20 protein-coding genes and 1 tRNA gene are annotated in these 25090 nt (G+C 70.3%); 14 read left to right on the top strand and 7 right to left on the bottom strand.

Annotated elements, in window-relative coordinates; all coding sequences use genetic code 11:
* Positions 1-268: 268 nt before the first annotated feature.
* The 9 genes from AB0F29_RS20440 to AB0F29_RS20480 all read left to right on the top strand — a co-directional run bounded on the left by AB0F29_RS20440 (position 269) and on the right by AB0F29_RS20480 (position 14130).
* On the top strand, positions 269-955 hold the full coding sequence (locus AB0F29_RS20440) for a small secreted protein (RefSeq protein ID WP_361873893.1): 687 nt from the start codon (positions 269-271) through the stop codon (positions 953-955).
* Between the two features lie 78 nt (positions 956-1033).
* Positions 1034-2560: a class I SAM-dependent methyltransferase gene (locus tag AB0F29_RS20445; protein WP_361873895.1), complete on the top strand. Its 1527-nt coding sequence runs from the start codon at positions 1034-1036 to the stop codon at positions 2558-2560.
* A gap of 574 nt (positions 2561-3134) precedes the next feature.
* Positions 3135-3332: a hypothetical protein gene (locus AB0F29_RS20450; RefSeq protein WP_361873897.1), complete on the top strand. Its 198-nt coding sequence runs from the start codon at positions 3135-3137 to the stop codon at positions 3330-3332.
* A 281-nt stretch (positions 3333-3613) separates the two neighbouring features.
* A complete protein-coding gene (gene topA, locus AB0F29_RS20455; RefSeq protein ID WP_361873899.1) occupies positions 3614-6517 on the top strand; it encodes a type I DNA topoisomerase in 2904 nt (967 codons plus the stop codon).
* A 243-nt stretch (positions 6518-6760) separates the two neighbouring features.
* A complete protein-coding gene (tmk, locus tag AB0F29_RS20460; protein ID WP_361873901.1) occupies positions 6761-10102 on the top strand; it encodes a dTMP kinase in 3342 nt (1113 codons plus the stop codon).
* A 147-nt stretch (positions 10103-10249) separates the two neighbouring features.
* Positions 10250-11455, top strand: coding sequence for a DNA polymerase III subunit delta' (locus AB0F29_RS20465; RefSeq protein ID WP_018958825.1), 1206 nt, complete (start codon positions 10250-10252; stop codon positions 11453-11455).
* A gap of 89 nt (positions 11456-11544) precedes the next feature.
* The gene (locus AB0F29_RS20470) at positions 11545-13074 is read left to right on the top strand and encodes an alpha/beta hydrolase (RefSeq protein WP_361873903.1); all 1530 of its coding nucleotides are present in this window, start codon (positions 11545-11547) and stop codon (positions 13072-13074) included.
* 124 nt (positions 13075-13198) lie between these two features.
* Positions 13199-13272: transfer RNA gene (locus AB0F29_RS20475), tRNA-Thr, on the top strand.
* A gap of 324 nt (positions 13273-13596) precedes the next feature.
* Complete coding sequence (locus AB0F29_RS20480; protein WP_361873905.1) at positions 13597-14130, top strand: hypothetical protein; 534 nt, start codon at positions 13597-13599, stop codon at positions 14128-14130.
* 36 nt (positions 14131-14166) lie between these two features.
* On the opposite strand, the gene AB0F29_RS20485 is transcribed toward AB0F29_RS20480, so the two are convergent.
* Positions 14167-15771, bottom strand: coding sequence for a tyrosine-type recombinase/integrase (locus tag AB0F29_RS20485; protein WP_361873907.1), 1605 nt, complete (start codon positions 15769-15771; stop codon positions 14167-14169).
* On the bottom strand, positions 15768-16469 hold the full coding sequence (locus AB0F29_RS20490) for a helix-turn-helix transcriptional regulator (RefSeq protein ID WP_361873909.1): 702 nt from the start codon (positions 16467-16469) through the stop codon (positions 15768-15770). Before AB0F29_RS20490 ends, AB0F29_RS20485 begins: the two co-directional genes overlap by 4 nt.
* Positions 16470-16563: 94 nt before the next feature.
* Here AB0F29_RS20490 and AB0F29_RS20495 point away from each other — a divergent pair, with 94 nt between their 5' ends.
* From AB0F29_RS20495 to AB0F29_RS20515, 5 genes are all read left to right on the top strand, one after another.
* On the top strand, positions 16564-16794 hold the full coding sequence (locus AB0F29_RS20495; RefSeq protein ID WP_361873911.1) for a hypothetical protein: 231 nt from the start codon (positions 16564-16566) through the stop codon (positions 16792-16794).
* A 233-nt stretch (positions 16795-17027) separates the two neighbouring features.
* Positions 17028-18326 (top strand): DUF3631 domain-containing protein, encoded by a 1299-nt coding sequence (locus AB0F29_RS20500; RefSeq protein WP_361873913.1) that lies wholly within the window; start codon positions 17028-17030, stop codon positions 18324-18326.
* 418 nt (positions 18327-18744) lie between these two features.
* Entirely contained in the window at positions 18745-19599 is an 855-nt protein-coding gene (locus AB0F29_RS20505; protein WP_361873915.1) for a DUF2637 domain-containing protein, read from the top strand.
* A gap of 323 nt (positions 19600-19922) precedes the next feature.
* Positions 19923-20483, top strand: a complete 561-nt coding sequence (locus AB0F29_RS20510) for a MobC family plasmid mobilization relaxosome protein (RefSeq protein WP_361873917.1) — start codon at positions 19923-19925, stop codon at positions 20481-20483.
* A complete protein-coding gene (locus AB0F29_RS20515) occupies positions 20480-22192 on the top strand; it encodes a mobilization protein (protein ID WP_361873919.1) in 1713 nt (570 codons plus the stop codon). Before AB0F29_RS20510 ends, AB0F29_RS20515 begins: the two co-directional genes overlap by 4 nt.
* A gap of 104 nt (positions 22193-22296) precedes the next feature.
* On the opposite strand, the gene AB0F29_RS20520 is transcribed toward AB0F29_RS20515, so the two are convergent.
* The 5 genes from AB0F29_RS20520 to AB0F29_RS20540 form a co-directional block, all read right to left on the bottom strand.
* On the bottom strand, positions 22297-22710 hold the full coding sequence (locus AB0F29_RS20520) for an NUDIX hydrolase (protein ID WP_361873921.1): 414 nt from the start codon (positions 22708-22710) through the stop codon (positions 22297-22299).
* A gap of 183 nt (positions 22711-22893) precedes the next feature.
* Complete coding sequence (locus AB0F29_RS20525; protein WP_361873923.1) at positions 22894-23268, bottom strand: hypothetical protein; 375 nt, start codon at positions 23266-23268, stop codon at positions 22894-22896.
* 19 nt (positions 23269-23287) lie between these two features.
* Complete coding sequence (locus AB0F29_RS20530) at positions 23288-23875, bottom strand: class IV adenylate cyclase (protein WP_361873925.1); 588 nt, start codon at positions 23873-23875, stop codon at positions 23288-23290.
* A gap of 11 nt (positions 23876-23886) precedes the next feature.
* The gene (locus AB0F29_RS20535) at positions 23887-24549 is read right to left on the bottom strand and encodes a class I SAM-dependent methyltransferase (protein ID WP_361873927.1); all 663 of its coding nucleotides are present in this window, start codon (positions 24547-24549) and stop codon (positions 23887-23889) included.
* Positions 24467-25039 (bottom strand): hypothetical protein, encoded by a 573-nt coding sequence (locus tag AB0F29_RS20540; protein ID WP_361873929.1) that lies wholly within the window; start codon positions 25037-25039, stop codon positions 24467-24469. The genes AB0F29_RS20535 and AB0F29_RS20540 overlap by 83 nt, the downstream gene beginning before the upstream one ends.
* Between the last annotated feature and the right edge of the window lie 51 nt (positions 25040-25090).

Raw genomic sequence — 25090 nt, forward strand, 5'->3', positions numbered from 1 at the left:
GTGGGCGAGCGGCCCGTGTTGACGCGCCGTCCGCCCAGCTCCGCTTCCGTCCGCTCCTTCTCCGCCTCCCGCTCCCCTCCCGATGATCGGAAGCAGCCTTTCGGATGAGTGACCGATCGCGTGTCCGATTCTCGACGCGAGTGGCATCTCCCTCATTTCCCTTGGTGCAAATGGCTTCAAAAGAGTGCACACCGGATCACCGGCACCCGGCTCACGTCCCCTCGGCGTGTAAGTTCCGGGGCCGAGAGCCTTGGAAGGGACCAATCCGGTGAACAAGAAGCTTGCAGCCGCACTGTCCGGCGGTGCGGTACTCGTACTGACGCTGTCGGGCTGCAGCGACGACAGCGACAACAAGGTCAACGACTGGGCCAAGAAGGTCTGCGACCAGGTTCAGCCGCAACTGCAGAAGATCGCCAACGCCAACGCCTCCATCCAGCAGCAGACCGCGGACAACAGCAAGCCCGCCGACGTGCAGAAGACGGACTCGGCCGCCTTCCAGCAGATCTCCCAGGCGTACAAGTCGCTGGGCACCGCTGTGGACTCGGCCGGGCCGCCGCCGGTGGACGACGGCGAGACCACGCAGAAGGAAGCGGTCAAGGAGCTCAACGCATCCTCCAAGGCGTACGCCGACCTCAAGACCGAGGTCGACGCGCTCGACACCAAGGACCAGGCGAAGTTCGCCGACGGGCTGAAGGGCATCGCCGACGAGCTGAACAAGATCAGCACCAGCGGTGACCAGGCTCTGAAGAAGCTCCAGTCCGGTGAGGTCGGCGTCGCGATGTCGAAGCAGAAGGGCTGCCAGAAGCCGACTGCCTCGACCGGCCCCTCCGGCTCCGCGGCGGACGGCTCCGACGCGTCCCCGGCGGGCACGGGCACAGACAAGAACGACTCGACGGAGAACGACTCGACGGAGAAGGGCTCCGCGGACAAGGACGCCGCGGAGAAGCAGGGCTGAGCGCCGTTCTCGCGGCCCGGACACCCGGCGGGTGCCCGGGCCGCTGCCGTTGTCGGTGGGAGCGGACACAATGGGTGGGTGAGTAAGAGCAGCCTTCCCGTACCCGACCACGCCGCCGCCCTCCGTGAGGCCCTGCTCGCCGCGGACTTCACCGCGGACGGGCTCCTCGACCGCCTCGGCGCGCCCGCCTATGCCGCCCTCGCCCGCAGCGAGACGGTCCCCGCCCTGCGGGCCACCCGGGGTGACACCCCGCTCGACACGCTGGTGCGGCTGTTCCTGCTGCAGCGTCCCGTCGCCGAGGAGCAGGCACGTGCCGCCCTGCCGCTCGCCGAGTGCGTCGCGGACGGCTGGGTGAGCCACGCCGACGGGAGGGTCCGTGCGGGCGTCGACGTACGGCCGTACGGGGGGCCGGACGGCGAGGACTGGTTCATCGTGTCCGACCTCGGCTGCGCGGTCGGCGGTGCGGGGGGGATCGGCTCGCGCGAGGAGGGCGTCGTCCTCGGGGTCGGCGGGGCCTCCACCACCCTCGCCGGGATCACCGTCCGGGTGCCGGTCGCCTCGGCCCTCGACCTCGGTACGGGCTCCGGCATCCAGGCGCTGCACGCCGCCCAGCACGCGAGCCGGGTCACCGCCACCGACCTCAACCCCCGTGCCCTGGAGTTCACCCGGCTCACCCTCGCCCTGTCCGGCGCCGCCCCCGCCGACCTGCGCGAGGGCTCCCTCTTCGAGCCGGTGGGCTCCGACACGTTCGACCTGATCGTCTCCAACCCGCCCTTCGTCATCTCGCCCGGCGCCCGCCTCACCTACCGGGACGGCGGCATGGGCGGCGACGACCTGTGCCGGGCGCTGGTGCAGCAGTCCGGCGCCCATCTGAACGAGGGGGGATACGCCCAGTTCCTCGCCAACTGGCAGCACGTGGAGGGCGAGGAGTGGCAGGACCGGCTGCGCTCCTGGGTTCCGTACGGCTGTGACGCCTGGATCGTCCAGCGCGAGGTTCAGGACGTCACGCAGTACGCCGAGCTGTGGCTGCGGGACAGCGGCGATCACCGCAGCGACCCCGCCGAGTACACCGAGCGGTACGAGGCGTGGCTCGACGAGTTCGAGGCGCGGGGCGCCACGGCCGTCGGGTTCGGCTGGATCACCCTGCGCAGATCCGCCGCGGCGGAGGCCGGGAACCCCTCGATCGTGATCGAGGAGTGGCCGCACGCGGTGCGGCAGCCGCTCGGGCACGCCGTCCAGGAGCACTTCGCCCGCCAGGACTACCTCCGCGACCAGGACGACGCGGCGCTGCTCGCCGGGCACTTCGTCCTCGCCGCCGAGGTCGTGCAGGAGCAGGTCGGCCTGCCGGGTGCGGAGGACCCCGAGCATGTGGTGCTGCGTCAGCACCGCGGCATGATGCGGGCGACCAAGGTCGACGCGGTGGCCGCCGGGTTCGCGGGCGTGTGCGACGGCTCGCTGCCCGCCGGGCGGATCCTGGACGCCATCGCGCAGTTGATGGCGGAGGACCCGGTGCTCCTGCGCGACCGCACCCCGCAGGCGATCCGGCTGCTGGTCGAGGAGGGCTTCCTGGAACCGGCGCCCGGCGCCGTACCGCGGAGCCAGTAGGACGCGGAGTGCGTGAAGGCCTCGGCGGGCGCGGAGTGCGTGAGGTCGAGCGCGTGAGGTCCTCTGCGAGCGCGGAGTGCCTGGAGGGCGCGGCGAGTGCGGAGTGTGTCGAGGCCGCGGAGGGCGCGGCGGTCGGCGAACCGGAGGCCGTTCCCGCACGACGGTGTGAGCTGGAGGCCGTGTCCGTAGGACAGTGACCGCGGACGCCTTCCGGTACGGGGTGGGGGCTCCCCGGTCGGGCCTGGCGCCGCCCTTGTCACCAGTACGTTCCTGCTCCGCGCGCTCTGCGGCGCGGCCGGGTCGTGCGTTCCGGTCGGGTGATCGCCGCGCGGACCGGATACAGGCCGTATCCGGTCCGGATCCGGACCGGATACGGCCTGTATCCGGTCCGTATGCGACTCGGATGCGGCCGATGGGGTTCCGCCGGTCGGTGGGGGAGTGCTGTTCACCCGGGGTTCGTGTGGGCGATGCCCCGGGGTGACAACCTCCCCGTGCCGGGCCGCCGAGGTCCGGCTCCGGGACCGGCCGGCCCGCCCGCCCCGGGCGGTTCGCCACGACGGTCCAGGAGTACGACATGGAGAGCGTCTCAGCAGTCTTCGCCGGTACGGCCCTGGTGCTGTTCGGCACCGCCCTCCTGACCTGGACGGGGGCGCGAGCCCTGCACCGCGCGCCGGTGGCGCACGGTGTGAGCCCCGTCGCCTCCACCGCACTCACGACGCTCTTCGGCGTAGTTTTCCTCGGCCTCGGCGTGTGGTGCTTCACGCTCGTCTGATCCCCGCCCCCGGCAGTGCGGCGCCCGGGCCGACAGGTTGCCCGGCGGACACCGCGACCACCTCCGAAAAGACACCGGCCAAGCCTCCGCGTGGCGCGGACCCGACGGTCCGGGCGGCAGGAATGGCGGAAGTCGGGTTACCGTTCGAGTGGCCGTTGCGGGCTTTTGCCGTTTGACACGGGGGCGGGTTGTACCGTCACACTCCGCAGCGACAGCACCGCGGGCAGCGTCACGACGCTGCCCGGATGCCCATCGAGTGTCGACCGGAGAGAAGAGCGAAGTTGTCCCCGACCAGCGAGACCGCACAGGGCGGCCGCCGACTCGTCATCGTCGAGTCGCCTGCCAAGGCGAAGACGATCAAGGGCTATCTCGGCCCCGGATACGTCGTCGAGGCGAGCGTCGGGCACATCCGCGACCTCCCGAACGGCGCGGCCGAGGTCCCGGACGAGTACACCGGCGAGGTACGCCGACTGGGGGTGGATGTCGAGAACGACTTCCAGCCCATCTATGTGGTCAACGCCGACAAGAAGGCCCAGGTCAGGAAGCTCAAGCAGCTGCTGGCCGAGTCCGACGAACTCTTCCTCGCCACCGATGAGGACCGCGAGGGCGAAGCCATCGCGTGGCACTTGCAGGAAGTGCTGAGGCCCAAGGTCCCGGTCCACCGGATGGTCTTCCACGAGATCACCAAGGACGCGATCCGGGCCGCCGTCGCCAACCCGCGCGAGCTCAACCAGCGCATGGTCGACGCCCAGGAGACCCGCCGCATCCTCGACCGCCTCTACGGCTACGAGGTCTCGCCGGTCCTGTGGAAGAAGGTCATGCCGAAGCTCTCGGCGGGCCGCGTCCAGTCGGTCGCCACCCGGCTCGTCGTCGAGCGGGAGCGCGAGCGCATCGCCTTCCGCTCCGCCGAGTACTGGGACCTGACCGGAAAGTTCGCCACCGGCCGCACCGGTGACGCCTCCGACCCCTCGACCCTCACCGCCCGCCTCAGCGCGGTCGACGGCCGCCGGATCGCCCAGGGCCGCGACTTCGGCCCCGACGGGCAGCTGAAGGCCGGCTCCGCCCAGACCCTGCACCTGGACGAGACGAACGCCCGCGCCCTGGCCGCCGCGCTCGCCGATTCCTCCTTCGCGGTCCGGTCCGTCGAGTCGAAGCCGTACCGCCGCTCCCCGTACGCCCCCTTCCGGACCACGACCCTCCAGCAGGAGGCGAGCCGCAAGCTGGGCTTCGGGGCGAAGGCGACCATGCAGGTGGCGCAGAAGCTGTACGAGAACGGCTTCATCACCTATATGCGTACGGACTCCACGACCCTCTCGGACACCGCGATCTCCGCGGCCCGGGCCCAGGTCACGCAGTTGTACGGGGCGAACTACCTCCCCGAGAAGCCGCGTACGTACGCCGGGAAGGTCAAGAACGCGCAGGAGGCGCACGAGGCGATCCGCCCCTCCGGCGACCGCTTCCGCACCCCCGCCGAGACCGGCCTCACCGGCGATCAGTTCCGGCTCTACGAGCTGATCTGGAAGCGGACCGTCGCCTCCCAGATGAAGGACGCGGTCGGCAACTCCGTCACCGTCAAGATCGGCGGCCGGGCGAGCGACGGCCGGGACGCCGAGTTCTCCGCCTCCGGCAAGACGATCACCTTCCACGGCTTCATGAAGGCGTACGTCGAGGGCGCGGACGACCCGAACGCCGAGCTGGACGACCGCGAGCGCCGGCTGCCGCAGGTGGCCGAGGGCGACGGGCTGTCCGCCGAGGAGGTCACGGTCGACGGGCACGCCACCAAGCCCCCGGCCCGTTACACCGAGGCCTCGCTGGTCAAGGAGCTGGAAGAGCGCGAGATCGGCCGCCCGTCGACGTACGCCTCGATCATCGGGACCATTCTCGACCGCGGCTACGTCTTCAAGAAGGGCACGGCACTCGTCCCGTCCTTCCTGTCCTTCGCCGTGGTCAACCTGCTGGAGAAGCACTTCGGCCGGCTCGTCGACTACGACTTCACCGCCCGCATGGAGGACGACCTCGACCGCATCTCGCGGGGCGAGGCCCAGTCCGTGCCGTGGCTCAAGCGCTTCTACTTCGGCGCCCAGCCCGGGGACGACACCGCGGGAGTCGGCGCGGCCTCCGACGCGGGCAACGGCGACGGCGACCACCTCGGCGGTCTGAAGGCACTGGTCACCGACCTCGGCGCGATCGACGCCCGGGAGATCTCCTCCTTCCCGGTCGGCAACGACATCAAGCTCCGCGTCGGCCGCTACGGCCCGTACATCGAGCGGGGCGAGAAGGATGCCGAGGGCCACCAGCGGGCCGATGTCCCCGAGGACCTGGCACCCGACGAGCTGACCGTCGAGCTCGCCGAGGAGCTGCTGGCGAAGCCCAGCGGCGACTTCGAACTGGGCGCCGACCCGGTCAGCGGCAACCAGATCATCGCCAAGGACGGCCGCTACGGTCCGTACGTCACCGAGGTGCTGCCCGAGGGGACGCCGAAGACCGGCAAGAACGCGGTGAAGCCGCGGACCGCCTCCCTCTTCAAGTCCATGTCCCTGGACACGGTCACCCTCGCCGACGCCCTCAAGCTGATGTCGCTGCCGCGCGTCGTCGGCGAGGACGCCGAGGGCGTCGAGATCACCGCGCAGAACGGCCGCTACGGCCCGTATCTGAAGAAGGGCACCGACTCCCGGTCGTTGACCTCCGAGGACCAGCTCTTCGACATCACCCTCGAAGAGGCCCTCGCGATCTACGCCCAGCCCAAGCAGCGCGGCCGGGCCGCGGCCAAGCCGCCGCTCAAGGAGCTGGGCACCGACCCGGTCAGCGGTGCGCCGGTCGTGGTGAAGGACGGCCGCTTCGGCGCGTACGTCACCGACGGCGAGACCAACGCGACGCTGCGGACCGACGACAGCGTCGAGGACATCACGCCGGAGCGCGGCTACGAGCTGCTCGCCGAGAAGCGCGCCAAGGGGCCCGCGAAGAAGAAGACGGCCAAGAAGGCCCCGGCGAAGAAGGCGACGGCCAAGAAGACGGCCGCGAAGAAGACGACGGCCACCAAGACCACGGCCGCCAAGAAGACCGCGGCGAAGACGACGACGGCCAAGAAGGCGACGACCGCCAAGACGGCCGCCAAGAAGACGACGGCGACAGCGAGGAAGACGGCTTCGGCCTCGTCCTCCGCCGCCGCCCCGTCGGACGACTGACCCAGCCGTCGCGCGGATCGCACCCCGCACGCCGACGCACTACCGCCCGGTACCTCGATCCCTGTGATCCAGGTGCCGGGCGGTAGTGCGTCAGGGCCCAGGGCGTCGGCGTGCGCGGCCAGTGCGTTGGCGTGCGCGGCGGTGGTGCGCAAGAGGGTCTCGCGCACCATGGCCGGAAGTTGTTTACGTCCATATGTTCGGACGGGCCGACGTTCACCGCGCCGCTGCCGATAGGCTGGGTGGATGACGCGAGCCGAGCAGCCAACGGTCGTGAGCCCCACCTCCGACACACTTGCCGCAGACTCACGCGAGCGCGCCGTACGGGCCCTGTTGCGTATTCCCCCGCTGAAGCGGTTGTGGAGCGCCCAGCTCGTCGGCGGTATCGGCGATGCACTCGCCCTTCTCGTGCTGGTGCTGCTGTCGCTGCAAGCGGCGGTCCTTGAGGGCTCATTCGGCACCGGATACCGCGGGGCGGCCTTCGCCGTCGCCGCCGTCTTCGGTGCCCGGATCCTTTCCACCCTGTTCTTCGGAGCCGTACTCCTGGGGCCCTTGACGTCCCTCACGGGGCCCGGCGGAAAGCTGGACCGGCGATGGCTGATGATCGGGGTGGACGGGCTGCGCCTGGCGCTCCTGGTCGTCGCCCCGCTGTGGATCGACTGGACGCCCGACAAGGCGCTCATGATGATCCTCATCACCGTCTTCGTGACCGGCGCCGGTGAGCGCCTGTGGGCCGTGGCCAAGGAGAGCGCCGCCCCGGCGCTGCTGCCCGCCCCGCCCCTCGAAGGCGCGGCCGTACGCCCCCTGCCCGACCACCTCGACGCCCTGCGCCGCCTCTCGCTGCGCACGAACTTCCTCGCCGTGCCCGCCGCCGCGCTGGTCCTGCTGGCCGCCACGCTGGTCGGCAACCTCCTCGGCTCGGGCCTGGAGTGGTTCTCCTTCCACCAGGCGGCCCTGGGGTCCTACGTCGCGGCCGGGCTCTTCTCGGCCTCCATCTCCATCCTGTACTTCCTGCGGTTCCCGGCCACGCAGACGCCCCGGCCGCGCTCCCCGCTGGAGGGCCTGCGCCGCCCCGCCACCGGTAACGGACCCGACAAGGGCCGCACCGGCGCGGTCCCCCTGCTGGTCGCGGTCTGCGCGGCCCTCGCCGGAGCCGTCGCGGCGGCCGCCGCCGTCTCCGTACTGCACGCCTACGACCTCGGGGGCGGGCCCGCGACGTTCGCGCTGCTGGTCCTCGGCCTGACCGGTGGCACCGCCCTCGGCATCCGTACCGCGCGCCGTGTGCTGCCCACCCTGTCGCGCCGCCGTCTGCTGGCGCTGGCCGTCATGGTCACCGGCCTCGCGCTCCTCGCGCTCGGCCTGGTGCCGGACACCGCGACCGGGATCGCCATCGCCCTGCTCGCCGGTTACGCCGCCGGGGTCGCCGCGAACACCGGGCACACCCTGATCGACCAGGAGACCGAGGCGTTCCGGCAGGCCCGGACCACCGAGCACCTCCAGGCCGTCGTCCGGGTGCTCGTCGCGCTCGGCGCGGTCGCGGGCCCCCTGCTGGCCGCCGCGATCGGGCGGCACCGCCTGGTCGCAGGCGACTTCGTCTTCGCCCACGGCGGGGCCGCGTTCACCCTGATGCTGCTCGGCGCGCTGCTGCTGCCCGTCGCCGCCCTCGTCCTCGCCAAGACGGACGACCGGGCGGGCGTGCCGCTGCGCCGGGACCTGCGCGAGGCGCTGCGCGGCGGCGACCCTGCGGTCGCGCCCGCCGCCACCGGCTTCTTCCTCGTCCTGGAGGGCGGCGACGGAGCGGGCAAGTCCACCCAGGTCGAGGCGCTCGCCGACTGGATCCGGTCCAAGGGCCACGAGGTCGTCGTGACCCGCGAGCCCGGGGCGACCCCGGTCGGCAAGCGGCTGCGGTCGATCCTGCTCGACGTGTCCTCCGCCGGCCTGTCCAACCGGGCCGAGGCCCTGCTGTACGCCGCCGACCGCGCCGAGCACGTCGACTCCGTCGTCCGCCCGGCGCTGGAGCGCGGCGCGATCGTCATCTCCGACCGTTACATCGACTCCTCCGTCGCCTACCAGGGCGCCGGCCGGGACCTGGCCCCGACCGAGATCGCCCGGATCTCGCGGTGGGCGACGAGCGGCCTCGTACCGCATCTGACGGTGCTGCTGGACGTCGACCCGGCGACCGCCCGGGAGCGGTTCACCGAGGCGCCCGACCGGCTGGAGTCGGAGCCGGCCGAGTTCCACGAGCGGGTACGGTCCGGGTTCCTGACCCTGGCCGCCGCCGACCCGACGCGCTATCTGGTGGTGGACGCCGGCCAGGAGCCGGAGTCGATCACCACCGTCGTACGTCACCGGCTCGACCAGCTCCTGCCACTCTCCGAGGCCGAGATCGAGGCCATCGAGGAGGCGCGCCGCCAGGCCATCGAGGAGGCCCGGCGCAAGGCGGAGGAAGAGGCCGCCCGCAAGGCCGAGGAGGAGCGCCTGGAGAAGGAGCGCCAGGAGCAGCTCGCCCGGTTGCGCGCCGAGGAGGAGGAGCGCAAGCAGCGCGAGCTGGAGGAGGCACGCCGCCGCGAGGCCGAACGCCAGGCGGAGGAGGCCCGGCAGCGCGCCGAGGAGGCCCGCCGCCGCGCCGAGGAGGACCGGCTCCGGCTGGAGGCCGAGGAGCGGGTCCGCGAGGCCGAGCAGGAACGCCTGCGCAAGCAGGCCGAGGAGGAGGCCCGGCTCCGCAAGGAGGCCGAGGCACAGCGGCTGGAGAAGCAGCGCAGGGCCGAAGAGGCCCTGATGCGCGCCGAGGAGGCCCGCCGCCGGGCCGAGGCCGAGGCCGCAGCCCGTACGGAGGCGGCGCGTGCCGAGGCCGAGCGTGCGGAGGCCCAGCGGGCGGAGGCCGAGCGTGCGGAGGCCCAGCGGGCGGAGGAGGCGCGGGCGTCGCGTACCTCCCACGACTCCCACGACTCCCGTGACTCCCGTGACTCCCGTACGGAGACCTCGTCGCAGTCGTACGCGTCGTCGTCCTCACGGTCCTCGGAGTCGGAGGGCCCGTCCGTTCCGGAGAACGAGCTCACGGTGCCCACACCGATCGTGAACCCGAACGAGATCACGCAGCCGGTCCCGGCGGTCCGGCCGGAGGACGACCGTCCTTCCGGATCCGGTACGGGTACGGGCAGGGGTGCACGTTCAGGGGCCGCTCTCGGGGACGACGAGACGGCGATGCTGCCGCGCTTCTCGGACCGGGGGCCGGCGGACCAGCGGCCGTCGGACCGGCGGCCGGCCCGGGACGCGGACGAGACGGCCGTGCTGCCGCCGGTCTCCGCCGATCGGCCCTCCGACCGGGTGCCCCAGGGCTTCTTCCGGGACGAGAACCAGGCGACCTCGCCCGCGGAGAGCGAGAACGAGCGCACCCGGGAACTGCCGCAGGTCGAGGACCCGAACGCCGGAGAGACGCCCGACCGGCAGCAGGGCCGCCGCAAGCGCCCCCGCCCGGACTGGGCCGAGGAGACTCCGCTGGACGATCTGCCGACCCTGGCGGACGAACTGCTCGGGGGCCAGGAGGACGACGGCCCCAAGGGCCGGGGACGTCGCCCGCGCGGCTGACGCACCCACCCCACCGCCGACGTACCGGCCCGTCCGTCCCTCCGGGGGCGGGCGGGCCGGACTGTCAGTGGTGTCCCCCACAATGGGAAGCCACGACGCACCGCGGTTCCGCGGCACCGCACGACACCACCGGAAGGGCGGTGACCCATGACCGTATGGGACGACCTGGTCGGACAGACCCGCGTGCAGGAACAGCTCGCCGCCGCCGCCAAGGACGCCGACGCCCTGGTCACCGCCGTGTCCGACGGCAAGCCGCTGGACCAGGGCTCGAAGATGACGCACGCCTGGCTGTTCACCGGGCCGCCCGGCTCCGGCCGGTCCACGGCGGCCCGGGCCTTCGCCGCCGCGCTCCAGTGCACGAGCCCGGACCGGGCGCTGGGCGGCGCCCCCGGCTGCGGTTTCTGCGACGGCTGCCACACCAGCCTGATCGGCACGCACGCCGACGTCCAGGTCATCCGTACGGATCTCCTCTCCATCGGCGTGAAGGAGACCCGCGACCTGGTCCGGCGCGCCCAGCTCTCTCCGGCGGTCGGCCGGTGGCAGGTCATCGTGATGGAGGACGCCGACCGTCTCACCGAGGGCGCGGGCAACGTCCTGCTGAAGGCCGTCGAGGAGCCTGCGCCGCGCACGGTCTGGATGCTCTGCGCCCCCTCGCTGGAAGACGTCCTGCCCACGATCCGTTCCCGTTGCCGGCACCTCACCCTGAGCACCCCGCCGGTGGAGGCGGTGGCCGACGTCCTGATCCGCCGCGACGGCGTCGACCCCGAGCGGGCGCACTCCGTGGCGCGCGCCACCCAGGGGCACATCGGCAGGGCCCGCCGTCTCGCGACGGACGAGCGGGCGCGGGCGCGGCGGGCGGCGGTGCTGAAAGTCCCGCTGCGGGTCGCCGACGTCGGCGGCTGCCTCAAGGCGGCCCAGGAGCTGATCGACACGGCTACCGACGACGCCAAGCAGATGGCGGAGGAGGTCGACGTCAAGGAGACCGAGGACCTCAAGGCGGCGCTCGGCGGGGTTGCCGGGGGCCGGATGCCGCGCGGCACGGCGGGGGCGATGAAGGAGCTGGAGGACAAGCAGAAGCGCCGCAAGACGCGTACGCAGCGGGACAGCCTCGATCTGGCGCTGACCGAGCTCACCGGGTTCTACCGCGATGTGCTGGCGCTCCAGCTCGGTTCGAAGCTGGCGATCGCCAACGTCGATGTGCAGGACTCCCTCGACCGGATCGCGGAGTCCTCGACGCCCGCGCAGACCCTGCGCAGGATCGAGTCGGTGATCGCCTGCCGCGAGGCGATGGACCGCAACGTGGCGCCGCTGCTCGCGGTGGAGGCGATGACGATGGCGCTGCGGGCGGGCTGAAGGCTTCCACGGGCTTCCACGCCGGGTCCCTGTTCACCCGAATGAGCAGGGAATCGGACGACTCGTCACCCGGCGGATACGCTCCCTGAATGGATACCAGGCGGCTGCTCCGCACCTTCGCCATCGGGATCGGCACTGCCGGCCTCCTCATCTCCGGCTGCAGTGGCAGCGGCTCGTCGCCGAGCGCTTCGGCCACCGGCACGGCGGCCCCCGAGGGGCTGTCGTCGTACTACGCGCAGAAGCTGAGCTGGCGCGACTGCGGGGTGGAGGGGTTCGAGTGCGCGACGATGAAGGCGCCGAAGGACTACGACAAGCCGGATGACGGCGACATCGACCTCGCCGTCTCCCGCAAGAAGGCCACAGGGCCGGGCCAGCGGATCGGCTCCCTCCTGGTGAATCCGGGCGGCCCCGGCGGCTCCGCGATCGGCTATCTCCAGGGGTACGCGGCCCTCGGCTATCCGGCCCAGGTGAGGGCCCGCTACGACATGGTCGCGATCGACCCGCGCGGCGTGGCCCGCAGCGAACCCGTCGAGTGCCTTACGGGGCCGGAGATGGACGCCTACACCCAGGTCGACCAGACGCCCGACGACGAGGCGGAGGTCAAGAAGCTGAGCGCGTCCTTCGAGAAGTTCGCGGCGGGCTGCGAGAAGCGGAGCGGCGAGATCCTCCCGTACGTCTCCACCGTCGACACGGCCCGCGACATGGACGTCCTGCGGGCCCTGCTCGGCGACGAGAAGCTGAGCTACGTCGGAGCGTCGTACGGGACCTTCCTGGGCGCCACCTACGCGGACCTCTTCCCGGAGCGGGCCGGCCGCCTCGTCCTGGACGGGGCGATGGACCCCTCCCTGAAGGCCATCGACATGAACCGCGACCAGACGGCGGGCTTCGAGGGGGCCTTCCAGTCCTTCGCCGCCGACTGCGTCGAGCAGCCGGACTGCCCGCTCGGCACCACGTCCACCGCCGACGCGGCGACCGCGCTGAAGCGGCTCTTCAAGGACCTGGACGCCAAGCCCGTCCCGACCGGCGACGACCGCGAGCTGGGCGAGTCCCTGGCCACCACCGGCGTGATCGCCGCCATGTACGACGAGGCGGCCTGGCCGCAGCTCCGCGAGGCGCTGGCGGGCGCGCAGCGCAGCGACGGCTCCGGCCTCCTGTCCCTGGCCGACGGCTACTACGAGCGCGGGCCGAACGGGAAGTACGCGAACCTGATGTTCGCCAACGCCGCCGTGAACTGCCTCGACCTGCCGCCCGCCTTCGACGGCCCCGACGCGGTCGAGAAGGCGGTCCCGGACTTCGAGAAGGCCTCCCCGGTCTTCGGGCGCGGCTTCGCCTGGGCCTCCCTGAACTGCGCCTACTGGCCCACCGATGCCACGGGCACCCCGCACCGCACCGAGGCGAAGGGCGCCGACCCGATCGTGGTCGTCGGCACCACCCGCGACCCGGCCACCCCGTACAAGTGGTCCGAGGCCCTCGCCGAGCAGCTCTCCTCCGGCACCCTGCTCACCTACGAGGGCGACGGCCACACCGCGTACGGCCGGGGCAGCGACTGCGTCGACACGGCGATCAACACGTACCTCCTGGAGGGCACCGCGCCCACCGACGGCAAGAAGTGCACCTGACCCCCGGTCCCTCCGACCTGCCCTGACCAGCGCGAACGCCTCCGGGGGTGCTGTGTGCGGAGCACCCCGGGAAACTGTGTAGACTTGGCCCCGCTGCTGATCGCACCATGGTGCGACAGGGCGCGCCGCCTTAGCTCAGTTGGCCAGAGCAACGCACTCGTAATGCGTAGGTCTCGGGTTCGAATCCCGAAGGCGGCTCAGAAGAACCCCAGGTCACGTAGCCCGTGACCTGGGGTTTTCTGTTGCTCGGGGCATGGCGCGTCACACGGCCGGGTTGCCGTGACGTTGCCTGCGTGAGCGGTGCGTGAGCGGAGGAGTGGATTAGGTCCCCAAGGCGGACGTCGTTCTGCGTAGCCCAGGCCGAGCGAGCGGCCGCAACGGAATGGCAACCATGCCCCTCGATGATCTGGCACATCACCTCCTATGATCATTTCACCGCGTTGTCATGTCCTAGGGGGGAACATGCCGTCACGTTCATCCACGAGCAGAAACCCACGTCTCGCTCTTCTTGTACCGCTCGCCATGCTTGCGCTCACCGCATGCACCTCAGCTCTTCCCGATATGGCGGGCCGTGAGCTGCAGGCCGCCCAGGACGATGCCCAAGAGGCCGGGTTCGGCAACCTCACGTCGGAGGACGCACTCGGCCACGGGCGAGCGCAGGTCTGGGACCGGAACTGGGTGGTCTGCGACCAGGACCCCCAACCGGGAGAAGCAGACCCTGATGAGCTCGTCACTTTCACCGTGGTGAAAACGGACGAGCAGTGCCCTGCTGGCACTCCCGGATTCAGAGTTCGTCCAGGCGATGAGATGCCGGATCTCGTCGGCATGAACCTGTTCGATGTGGGAGAAGCGCTTGTCCTCGTCAATGGAGTCAAGGACGTGGATGCCACAGGCGAGGGGCGCAGCACCCTGGCCCAGTCGCGTGACTGGAAGGTCTGCTCGCACGAGCCTTCAGCGGGAGAAGTGATCGAGGAAGTGATCTCGCAGATTGGCGAGCCGGTGGAGGACCCTGCTATCACTTTGCACGTCGTGAAATCCGAGGAGAGCTGCCCTTAGGGCGAACGAGTGAGTGAAGCGTGAGCGGAGCTGAAGTCAGCCCTTCTTCGCGGTCTTCTTGGCCCTGTCCTTCTTCTTCCCCTTCCCCTTCGCGGCCTTCTTCGCTGCCTTGGCGGCTTGGCGAGCCTTCTCTTCCTGCTCGGCCTTGCGCTGGAGAGGCACGAGCTTCGCGGTCGCCTCAGCGGCGCTTTTTCCCACGTGGGGGAGGACGCTCTGGTAGATGTCGCGCGTGATCCGGGTGTCGCTGTGCCCGAGGGTGTCCGACACGATCTTGATGTCGATGTCGGCGGCGAGCATGAGGGTGGCCGCGCCGTGGCGCAGATCGTGCAGGCGGATCGGCGGGAGACCGGAGGCGCCGACGAGGCGCTCGAAGAGGTCGGTCACCTTGCCGGGGTGGAGCCAGGAGCCGTCTTCCTGGGTGAAGACGTGGCCGGTCTCGACCCAGGCTGTGCCCCATTCTTCGCGGGCCGTTTCCTGCCGTTCGCGGTGGTGCTTCAGGACGTTGACCGTGTCGTCGTCGAGGGCGACCACGCGGGAGCCGCTGTCGGTCTTGGGCTCGGACGCCTCCACCTCCCAGCCGTCCTGGACGAGTTGAGAGGGGACGGTGAGGGAGTGGGTGTCGAGGTTCGTCTCCGACCAGGGCTGTCCGCATGCCTCGCCACGGCGGAGCCCGCGGAAGGCGATGAGGTGCCACATCGCGTACAGCCGGTCCTCGGCAACGAAGTCGAGGAAGGCACCGGTCTGCTGAGGAGTCCAGACCATCACGGGAGACGGCTTCTCGCCCGTCTGCTCCCACTTGGCGACCCTCTCGTCCGTCCACACGAGTGCCTTCGGCTTGCGTACGGGGTCGATCTCGACGTGGGCGGCCGGGTTGAAGGTGATGATCTGCTGCCCGATCGCCTCGTTCAGGGCCGCACGAAGAGTGGCCTTGACGTGCAGGCGCGTGGCCGGTCCAGTGACACGCCTGAAGGGCGGCATCTCGTCGATCGCGGCCTTCATCGCCTTGCGGCGGGCGCGGTTTCCGACGCCCTTCCACGGCACCGTCGCCAGCTCGTCGAGTGCGGCCCTTCGCTGGGCGTTGTCGTCCAGGATCTGGGCGTTGGCCTCGCGGATGTCGGCGAACATCTCGCTGAGGTGACTGACGCGCAGCCGGTCCAGGCGCCGGTTGCCGATGCGTGGCTTCAGGTGGACACGGATATCGGTCTCGTAGCGGTTGAGGCCGGACTTGCGTATGCGCTTGCCGGCCAGCCACCGGTCGAGCCATTCGGCGACGGTCAGGCTGCCGATCAGGTCCTGACCGGCGTTGAGGCGCCGCCGTGTCTCCTCTACCTCGGGCAGGGGAGAGCGCTCGCGGCTGACCTCGGCCAGCATTTCGGCGATGAGTTCGGTGCCCTCGGGGTCGTCCGAGTCGGCGAGCCCGAGCAGGGCGCGTACGCGGTCGAGGTCGGCCTGGGCCGCCTTGAGGCTTCCGTACCCGCCACGGGCGAAGGAGCGGCGGCTGCCGCCCTCGCGGGGGGAGAGCTCCTGGCGTACGGAGTAGGTGCAGTGGTTCCTGCTGTTGCGCTTGGGGCAGGAGGTGCCTAGTTCCCTGCCGGTCTTCGGGTCGCGGCAGGAGCAGCGGCGGTAGGTGGAGCCCTTCAAAGATCATTCTCCTCGCTGGTTTCGGGATCGCTCCCGGATGAGTCGATTACGTAGACCACGTCGTGCCACAGGTGCGGGGGTGTGGCGCCCTCTTCCTCGATGAAGGCGCGAACTCTGCGCAGGCGGTTTTCGGCGTCGTCGGCCGCCTCGGCGGCACGGGCCTGGGAGCGGAGGGCCTCGGCCTTCCGGTCGGCACTCGGGGCGGTCTGGGCGTGGTAGCGCGCGTACTCCTCGTCGCGTCGCGCCCTTCGCAGCTGCTCCTGGGCGGCGTGATGGACTCGGAAGTAGCGGAGCATGTCGTCGTCCGCGCCGAGATCGGTCTCCTCTCCGGTGAACCACCGCAGCGCATCCAGAGTGGAAGTGGAGTCCTGCAGCGGGAGCCGCTGCACGTCATCGACATAGCCCACGGGATAGAGCAGGCAGATGGGCGGGGTGCCCAGCGCCTCGGCCAGCACCATGACGTCGACCAAGGGCAGGTTGGAGCGGCGTCCGGACTCCATGTTGGCGATGACGTTGCGCGGGATCGGATGGTCGATCTCCGCGCATCTGTCGGCCAAGTCCTGTGCGCTCCAACCCAGTTCCTTCCGTCGTCTGCGGACCTCGGCGGCCACGGTGGCCATGACCTGGTCCACCCACTCCGGGACGTCGTCCTCGTCGTCGGCCTTACTCGATCCATGGTGACTTCGACGTTGTGTCATACAGACACATTAGCTCGCTTAGCGTTGATTCCAAGACCTGGGGACGGGCGCGGAGGTCGCGTTCGCCGTGGGCTCATTCATGGATGGAGTGCGCATGCGCCAGAACGAAGACGCCGGAGAGGCGAAGGGGATGAGTCGCGAGGAGCTTCTGGGGCTTCCGGCGGCCGTTGGCCTGGAGACGGGCAACCGCGCGCTGGGGCTCGGCCGGAGCAAGGGCTACGAGCTGGCCAAGCGCGGCCAGTACCCGTGCAAGGTGCTCAGGCTCGGGAACGCCTACCGGGTGGTGACCGCAGACCTGTTGGCCTTGCTGGGGCTGGCCGCATGAGGCACCTGATGCGCCGTAGGCACTTCTGCGCTGAGCTGACACAGAAACGCTGGACTGTGGCACGGCGTGGACGTACTGTCCGTGGTCGCTCGCGGTACCGAAACCCCCGCGAGAAGAGGGAGAGCCTCCGGCGGTCCAACGCCGGAGGCTCCAGGACTCCCCAGCAATCCCGTGAGATCCGACCCGGCGGCAAGGGCGTGCAAGCCCGACACCGCCAGACGAGGAGCCGCCCAGTGCAACCCGAGAATCCCGACTCCTATTCCACCCCCGCCCGAGCGGGATGGCCCGCCACTGCCATCCCCGGCCAGCCCGGCGCTCATCTGGGTCCGGCCCAGGCCGCCTATGCCACAGCGGAGATGCACGATGGTCCGGCTGACGGCAGCGAGGCGGACCCGGCAAGGAGCCTGGAGACCATTCCCGACGCTGAGCCGACGCCGGGCTCGGATCTGCTGGACGAACTGCGATCCCAGATAGCCCAGTTCGTGATTCCTCCATCGTCCGAGGCTCTGGACGCGGTCGCCCTGTGGGTGGTGGCGACGCAGCTCCAGCCCGCGTGGCAGCACGCCCCACGGCTGGCAGTGGTGGGACCTGCGAAGCGGTGCGGGAAGTCCCGGCTCCTGGACGTGCTGACCGAAACGGTCCACGAGCCGATGCTCACCATCAACACCACACCAGCGGCCATCTTCCGCTCGATCAGCGAAGAGGAGCCGCCGACGCTTCTGGTGGACGAGGCCGACACCATCTTCGGCCCCAAGGTCGCGGAGAAGAACGAGGAGACACGCGGCCTCCTCAATGCCGGTCATCAGCGCGGCCGGTACGTCACCCGGGTCGTCGGCAACGACCACACCCCGCACAAGTTCGCCACCTTCGCCATGGCAGCCATCGCGGGCATCGGTGACCTGCCGGACACCGTCATGGACCGATCCGTCGTCATCCGCATGCGCCGCAGGGCCGAGGGCGAGAAGGTCAAACCCTTCCGCTCGCGACGCGACATCCCGGCCCTGCACGAACTGCGCGACCGTATCCGTGCCTGGGCCCTCCCGCTACTGGAGGACGCTGCGACCCTGGAGCCGGAGATGCCGGTCGAGGATCGAGCCGCCGACACCTGGGAGCCTCTTGTGATCGTCGCGGACCTGGCCGGCGGTCGCTGGCCACGGCTCGCGCGGATCGCGTGCGCACGGATGGTCGCGGCCGAGGTGGCGGCCGAGGAGGACCACCCGAGTGGGGCGCGCATCCTCGCTGACATCCGACGGGTCTTCTTCGCGCAGCGGGAGGCGGACAGTCTCTCCACCGAAGACCTCCTGCACCACCTGAACGCGGACGCCGAAGCCCCGTGGGGAGAGCGTGGACGCTACGGCCTGACCTCCCGGGAGCTCAGCGGGATGCTGCGCGACTACGACATCCGGCCCGGCAACGTGCGCATGGCCGACCGGACTCAGCGCAAGGGCTACACGCGCAACAAGTTCCTGGACGCCTGGCGGCGCTACTGCCCGACCGTCCACCCGGTCGACGCTCGTCGCGGCGAAAGCTGACCCCCACCCCCCCTGGTTGCCGTACTTGCCGTCCCTGCCGTGATCGTGCAGGTCAGGGCACACATCTGCAAGACGGCAGCCGAGGGCAAGACGGCAGCGCACGCGCCTGAGCACGTGCAGCCAGCAGGGGCACGGCGTCCAGAACCGTCTTGCCCCGTCCCAGGCGTCTTCGCCGTATCGCAGCAGGTCACGGCCCTGCTCGCTGGGACGGCTGCCGCGACCGGCCGTCCCAGCGGATGCAGGCGCTCGGACACGAGCCGGGGCGGATCCGCCTCACCCTTGTCCCGAGTCGGGACAAGACGCCAGAGCTTCTGCCAAGACGGCACGTCCGGCGCGCTGCCGTACCGCGCTGACCTGCACGTGCAACGCACAAGACGGCAAAGACGCCCCTCACCCACTACCCCAAGGAGATTCCCGCTTGACCGCCCCGCACCTCACCACGTCATCACCGCAGACACGAGATGACGTCCCAGCCGAAGGGCAGCGCCCGAAGCATGCCGACGCAGAGCAGCTCGTGCTCGGCGCGGCCGGCATCGTCATCGTGGTTCTGACAGCCGGAGCGTTCTGGCTGTCCTACGCGCACCTCGCCGATGTCGCAGGCCAGCACGGGCTGGGCGCATCCCCCATCCGCCGATGGGCCTGGCCCGCCACCCTGGATGCGTTCATCGTCGCCGGTGAACTGCTCATGCTGCGGGCTGCGCTCCGGCGTACGACCGACCTCTGGGCGGTCGCCGTGACCGCTGCTGGATCGGTCGGCTCTATCGCACTGAACGTCGCTGGGGTCAGCGGCGCGGACAACGGACGCAGCGTTCCGCTCCTCGACTACGTGGTCGCTGCCGTCCCTCCGGCCGCCGCGATGGTCGCGTTCGGCGTGCTGATGCGACAGATCCACCAGCTTGTGGCACCAACCGATGCCCCCTCCGGAATCGGCTCCGTAGCTGAGCGGAACCGGCCGGTCGGTGAGCATGGCGAGGGTCGATGGCAGGACGCTGCCGCCGAGGATCCGCAAGCTTCTGGCGAGGAGCGGACGGAATCCACGTCCCCGGTGCCGAAGGCCAAACCAATCGGCGGACGTCCTCCGAAGGCGACCATCGCGGAGCTGGTGGCCATCGGCCGGGCCACCGGTCATCAGCACGGCAAACTCACGCGTGACCTGCTGCGAGCTGCCGTGAAGGAACGGAACTTGACGATCGGAAGCGCGCGCCAGACCGAAGTCATGGAGTCGCTCCGGCCGGAACTCGAAGCCGCTGACATCAAGGTCTCCGGAGGCTGACGCCTCGCGTGCTCGGGTGACCGGAACCCTTCCGGTCACCCGAGCACACGCCGGTCGCCCCGCAGATCCCCACACCTGTGACAACGCGATGGCTCGCGCCACCGGGTCGCCGTGATCCTGTCCGCCGAGCCGCATCTGGAGCATCTTCCATGCAGCACAGCCAGCACCTACCTGACGACACCTCCGCTGAGCCGCCCGTCTCGGTACAGCCTCGTACGCTGCTGTCCCGTCTACGTCGGGCATTTGGGCGGACGGCCCCGGGCGGAGCCAGTAGTACCCCGAGTCCGACTCAAGGCCGGTCTTCGGGGATCTCCGCCCCGGGGGTGGCGGAGTCGGCCAAGCGCCAGGGGGCGCTTGGCCGGGAGGTCGAGGCCGAGGGCGGCCCCGACCGGGACGAGCTCCACGCCGTCCAGCAGCAGATCCTTCGCCCCGCACATGCCCCCGAACCGACGGCCGGGGAACGAGCAGCGCAGAGCGTGCAGCCGACGATTCGCCGCTTCACCGGCACCAAGCGGATCGTCCGTGTCGGACCGCTGCGCTTCACCGGCGACGAGCACGCCGCGCTCCAGGAGGCAGCAGCCGAGCACGGCTATAAAGGGGAATCCGGCTTCACCGCGGACATCGCCCTCGCCTTCATCACCGGCCGGTTCACCGCGAACCTGCCGCTGTCCGAGGACCGCCGCCGCACCCACATGTTCCGCGCCCAGGTGCTGCGCGAGCTCAACCGGATCGGCGTCAACGTCAACCAGATCGCTCGCGCCCTCAACAGCGACCTCACCCCGCCCGACGTACGTCATCGTCTCGACGAGCTCCACCACCTGCTGGGCCTGATCACCCAGGCCCTGCGTGAACCCGTCGAGGCGGAGAAGGAGCAGGCCGCGTGATAGCCGCCATCAAACCGGCCGGTATCAACACCCGTGGCCTGCTCGCCTACCTCTACGGCCCCGGCCGCCACGACGAGCACCTCGACCCGCACATCGTCGCCGGCTTCGCGATGCTCGGTATGCCCGACCCCGGACGAAACCCGGACGTCACGCTCACTCAGCTCGCTCACCACCTAGACGAGCCGGTGCATCTCCGGAACAGCGAGTTCGGGAAGAAGATCACTGACCATGTCTGGCACTGCCCCGTCCGGGCAGCCCCCGAGGATCGGCACCTCTCCGATGCCGAGTGGGCCGACATCGCCCAGCGCATCGTCGAAGCCTCAGGCATCGCCCCGCCCGGCGACGACCTAGGCTGCCGCTGGATCGCCGTGCGCCACGCAGATGACCACATCCACATCCTCGCCACCACCGTCCGCGAAGACGGCCGCCGCCCCAAGCTTCACGCTGGCGGCATCCGTGTCGGCGACGCGTGCCGCCAGATCGAGACCGACTACGGTCTGCGCCAGCTGAAGAAGGGCGACCGCACCGCCGGAAAGCGCCCCACGCAGGCAGAGATGCACAAGGCCCAACGCCTCGGCTGGGAGCAGACCAGCGGCGACTGGCTCCAGGACCGCATCCGCGCCGCCATCCCCCACGCCGGCAACGCGGAGGAACTCCTCGCCTACCTCGAAGCCGACGGCATCGCGATCAAGCCCCGCCGCGGACCGTCCGGAGACCTCCTCGGCTACGCCGCCGGCCGCCCCGGCGACCTCAACAAGGACGGAGAGCAGATCTTCCACCCCGGCGGAAGGATCGCCCCCGACCTCACCCTCCCCAAGCTCAAGGCCCGTCTGGAAACCACTGCACCTGAAGAACACCCCACTGCACGCCGACAGCGCCCCACCACCCCCTGGCACCGGGCAACCGATGCCGTCGACATCCTCAACTCCGACATGGCCGACGACACCCACGCCCAGGCCCACATCACGGCGCTCGGCGAACTCATCGAGGCCACCGCGCAGAAGGCACCTGACCACTCCCGAGCCGAACTGCGAACCGCAGCGCAGATATTCGCCCGCGCCCAGCGCTCCCAGATCCGCGCTGAGAACCAGGCCGCCCATACCCTGCGCCGCGCGACCCGCGACATCGCCCACACCGCCACCGGTCCCGACGGCAGCGCCTTCGCCGCCCTGCTCGCCGCCCTTGTCTGGGCCACGATCGTCGCCGCCCGCTGGCACGAGGCGAAGAACCACGCCCACCAGGCTGAGGCCGCCCGTCAGGCCCTGCACCACCTACATTCCGCCGCCGACCACGCCCTCGTCCCGGCCATCGACAACCTCGCCGCTCGTCAGCCGAGCGACCAGGCCAGCCGAACCCTGGCCCATGACGTCCGGGCCGCCGTCCCCGACCACGCCGACCGCATCCTCACCGACCCCGCCTGGCCGGCCCTCGCCACCGTCCTCGCCGACGCCGAAGCCCGCGGTCACAAGCCCCACCAGCTCCTCAAGGAAGCCGCCGCCCAGCGCGAACTGACGAGCGCCCGCCAGCCCGCCCGTGTCTTGATCAGCCGCATCCAGCACACCAGCCGCAACCCCGCACCCAACCTCCGTGCTGAGGCGGCCCGCAGGACTACGACCATGCGACTGTCCGCGACTGCACTATCGGCCGGTGTGGCTGAGCCCGCACGGTCAGCGGTCCCGGCGGAACAGAAGCACCGTCCACGTCTGTGAGGGGGGAGGTGTTCGTTGGCATGAAGCCCTGCATCCAGGCAAGACCCAGCAAGTCGTGGAGCTTTGGTCCTCGCCCGCAGTTCCCCGCCGGAGCTTGGAGCGGTCTACGCGGACAAGGCCCTGTCGAGGTAGTCCTGCACCGGCTCGAGCAGCCCGTACGGCACGTACTCCGGGATGTCGCCGTGGGCGACCCAGGCAAGCTCGGCAACCTCCTCGGTATCGGCGACGTGAGCTGTGCCGCCCAGGATCTGGCAGGCGGTGTAGGACATGAGGCGGCCCGTCTTGGGGTGAACGCGCTCGCCGAGCAGCTTGACCGCTTCGACGGTCAGCCCTGTCTCCTCCTGGGTTTCCCGTACGGCGGCGGCCTCACGTTCCTCGCCGGACTCGACCTCCCCGGCGGGGAACTGCCAGGAGAGCAGCCCCTCGCTCACCCGACGGCGGACCATGAGCACGCGGCCCTCGTGAACGACGATGGCGGCGGCGATGCCCGGCCGCTCGTCCGTGGTCTGCTGCGTCACGACTGCTCCTCCAAGAGGCCCAGGATGGGTGGGAAGACCGTATCGGTGGACGTGAAACGGTCGCTGCGTTGTCAGACCGTTCGTCTCGGGGCTTCCGCCGAAGGCGCGCACGCCAAGGACCCGCCCCGGCCACGGGCTCTCGCTGCGGGGGACAGCGGGCGCCAGCGTGACCGGGGCGGGGGCTTAACTACGGCGGAAGAGCCTGCTCTCGCCCCGATGCTTGCCCGTTCTCCTGCCGGAGGTCGACTGCCCCACCTCGGCGGATTCGCTCGGCCGGGTGGAGCCGGCCGGGCGGCTCTCGTTGAAGAAGGATTGCCAGACCCGTTCCTGCAGCTCGCCGATGCAGGCGCCGCACGCGTACATCGGGGCTTGGGCCCCGGCGACTCTGGCGGGGCCGATCCACAGGACGCGCGTCCACCGCTGCCCGCAGTAGAGCCAGCAGAGTCCGTCGACCCACTCGTTGCCGTCGTCGGTGGCCGCCGGTGAGGGCAGTCCTCCTCTGGCGAACTCGGCGATCCCGGGGATCACCCTGTGCTGTAGGGCGACTTCCGTCAGCATCGCTCGTCTCCCTCCGTGATCAACGGTCCTGAGTCGCAGGAGAAGCGTCCTTCTGCTTCTCGGCTTCGGAGAACAGGAGCGTGGGCTCGGCGAGGATGTCGCGGCTGGACTCGCTCTTGTAGATCTCGTCGACGCTGCCGAACCGGGCCTCGGAGTAGTCGAGGTCCAGCAGCGCGGCGGCCTGGCGCACCGACGCCTCGTCGGGCCCTTCGATCTCCAGGAAGGTGGGAAGGTCCGGCCAGGTGTCGAAGTCGAAGGCGACCTCGCCCAGGCGCCATTCCTCGCGGTAGTTCTCCTGGTACCGGACTTCGGTGAGGCCGACCCTGCGCAGGATGTCGGCCATGGCGTGCAGGTCGGTGACCTCGGTCTCGATCTCCTTGGTGCCGTCGATCGTCGTGGCGTCGGTGACCTGCTTGAGCGTGAGGGTCGAGCGGGTGCCCTCGTCCCGCAGCCGAATCCAGGCCCCGCCGTCGAGGGAGTCGTTCTCGAAGATCTTGCGAGTGAGGAGCGTGCGGGGGAATGCCTGGACCGCATTGAGGGCACTCAGTTTGTTCTGGAGGTCGGAGACGTCGACGGCCAGGAACTTCGCCTCGTATTCGTTCTTCATGGGGTCTTCTCTCAGAAGTGGTTGGTGAGGGTGGACGTCCGGGCCGCGAGCAGGAGGCCCATGCGGTGGGTGTGGTCGTGCAACTGGCCGACGTGGGCGCGTTCCGTGAACTCGGTGGTGCGCAGGGTGAGCAGGACCTCCCAGTCGCCGATGAAGTGGGGGTGAAGGCGTTCCGGGGAGGTGTAGTGCTCGATCATGTGGTGGCGTCTTTCGACGGGCATCATGAACTCCGCGCCGAACATGCCGCCTGGGCGGACCAGGCGCTGCATGCGGTCGACGAACTCGCCGAGCGGGCGGTGGTGGTTGGCACTGTAGTGCCACGAGCAGCTCGTCCAGACCGCGTCGCATTGCAGGCCCAGGGGCTCGCCGTCCAGGAAATCGTCCTCAACGACCTCTACGCGTTCGTGGAGTTCTTCGAGCTTCAGTCGATCGATCAGTCCCAACGCGTGGGCCTGGCTGTCACCCGGGAGGTGGACGTCGCCCCCGTGGAGGGCGACCGCGTCGCGTTCGATGGCGACGACGCGGTAGCCGGCGGCGGCGAGGGGCAGGACGAACTTGCCGTCGCTCGCGCCGACCACGGCGACGGTGGAGTCAGGGGCGACACGTTCCCGCAGCGTGGCGAGGAACTGCGGGAAGAACGTGAGGGTGTGCTCCCACAGGCTCTGAGTCTGCATGAGGGTGCGCTCCTTGCGTCTCGGTATCCATGATCACTCGGAGGACCTCGTCGGGGCTGCGCCCCGTGGTGTCGACGCGATGCATCGGAAACGATGCGTAGGCGTCCGTCACTCGGTCCGTAACGGTCTCGATCAGTGAGTCCCACCGCGACACCGGCTTGTTCCGCCCAGCGAGTCGACGCTGCCTCTCGTCGTCGTCGCAGACGAGGTGGTACGTAGTGGGTGTCGGCAGCCAGCTCGGCAGGGTGATACCGAGTTGCGCCCCCAGGGCCCGGTGAGTGGTGAGGCACCGGGCGAAGTAGCTCTCGACAACGACCGGGACGCCGGCGTCTAGGTGGTGCTGGATCTCCTCGGCCGCGGTGAACAGGCCCGAGAGGTAGAGGCACATCCGTGCCTCTACGTTCGTCCGCTCGTCCAGCGCCTGTCTGAGCGGCTGGTATGGCAGAGGGACGGTAGCGACGAGGACGGCCTGCCGGGCGGCGGCGAGCATGGGCGCCAGGGTGGATTTGCCGGTGCCGCGTAAGCCCTCCAGGCTCTCGTA

The organism is Streptomyces sp. NPDC026589 (assembly GCF_040638385.1).
GTDB lineage: Bacteria > Actinomycetota > Actinomycetes > Streptomycetales > Streptomycetaceae > Streptomyces.

Bases quoted from the DNA above. Each gene is read 5' to 3' on its own strand.
- AB0F29_RS20450 (WP_361873897.1), top strand. From the start codon at position 3,135: ATGGAGAGCGTCTCAGCAGTCTTCGCCGGTACGGCCCTGGTGCTGTTC.
- tmk (WP_361873901.1), top strand. From the start codon at position 6,761: ATGACGCGAGCCGAGCAGCCAACGGTCGTGAGCCCCACCTCCGACACA.
- AB0F29_RS20465 (WP_018958825.1), top strand. From the start codon at position 10,250: ATGACCGTATGGGACGACCTGGTCGGACAGACCCGCGTGCAGGAACAG.
- AB0F29_RS20470 (WP_361873903.1), top strand. From the start codon at position 11,545: ATGGATACCAGGCGGCTGCTCCGCACCTTCGCCATCGGGATCGGCACT.
- AB0F29_RS20480 (WP_361873905.1), top strand. From the start codon at position 13,597: ATGCTTGCGCTCACCGCATGCACCTCAGCTCTTCCCGATATGGCGGGC.
- AB0F29_RS20490 (WP_361873909.1), bottom strand. From the start codon at position 16,469: ATGACACAACGTCGAAGTCACCATGGATCGAGTAAGGCCGACGACGAG.
- AB0F29_RS20495 (WP_361873911.1), top strand. From the start codon at position 16,564: ATGCGCCAGAACGAAGACGCCGGAGAGGCGAAGGGGATGAGTCGCGAG.
- AB0F29_RS20525 (WP_361873923.1), bottom strand. From the start codon at position 23,268: ATGCTGACGGAAGTCGCCCTACAGCACAGGGTGATCCCCGGGATCGCC.
- AB0F29_RS20530 (WP_361873925.1), bottom strand. From the start codon at position 23,875: ATGAAGAACGAATACGAGGCGAAGTTCCTGGCCGTCGACGTCTCCGAC.
- AB0F29_RS20535 (WP_361873927.1), bottom strand. From the start codon at position 24,549: ATGCAGACTCAGAGCCTGTGGGAGCACACCCTCACGTTCTTCCCGCAG.
- AB0F29_RS20540 (WP_361873929.1), bottom strand. From the start codon at position 25,039: ATGCTCGCCGCCGCCCGGCAGGCCGTCCTCGTCGCTACCGTCCCTCTG.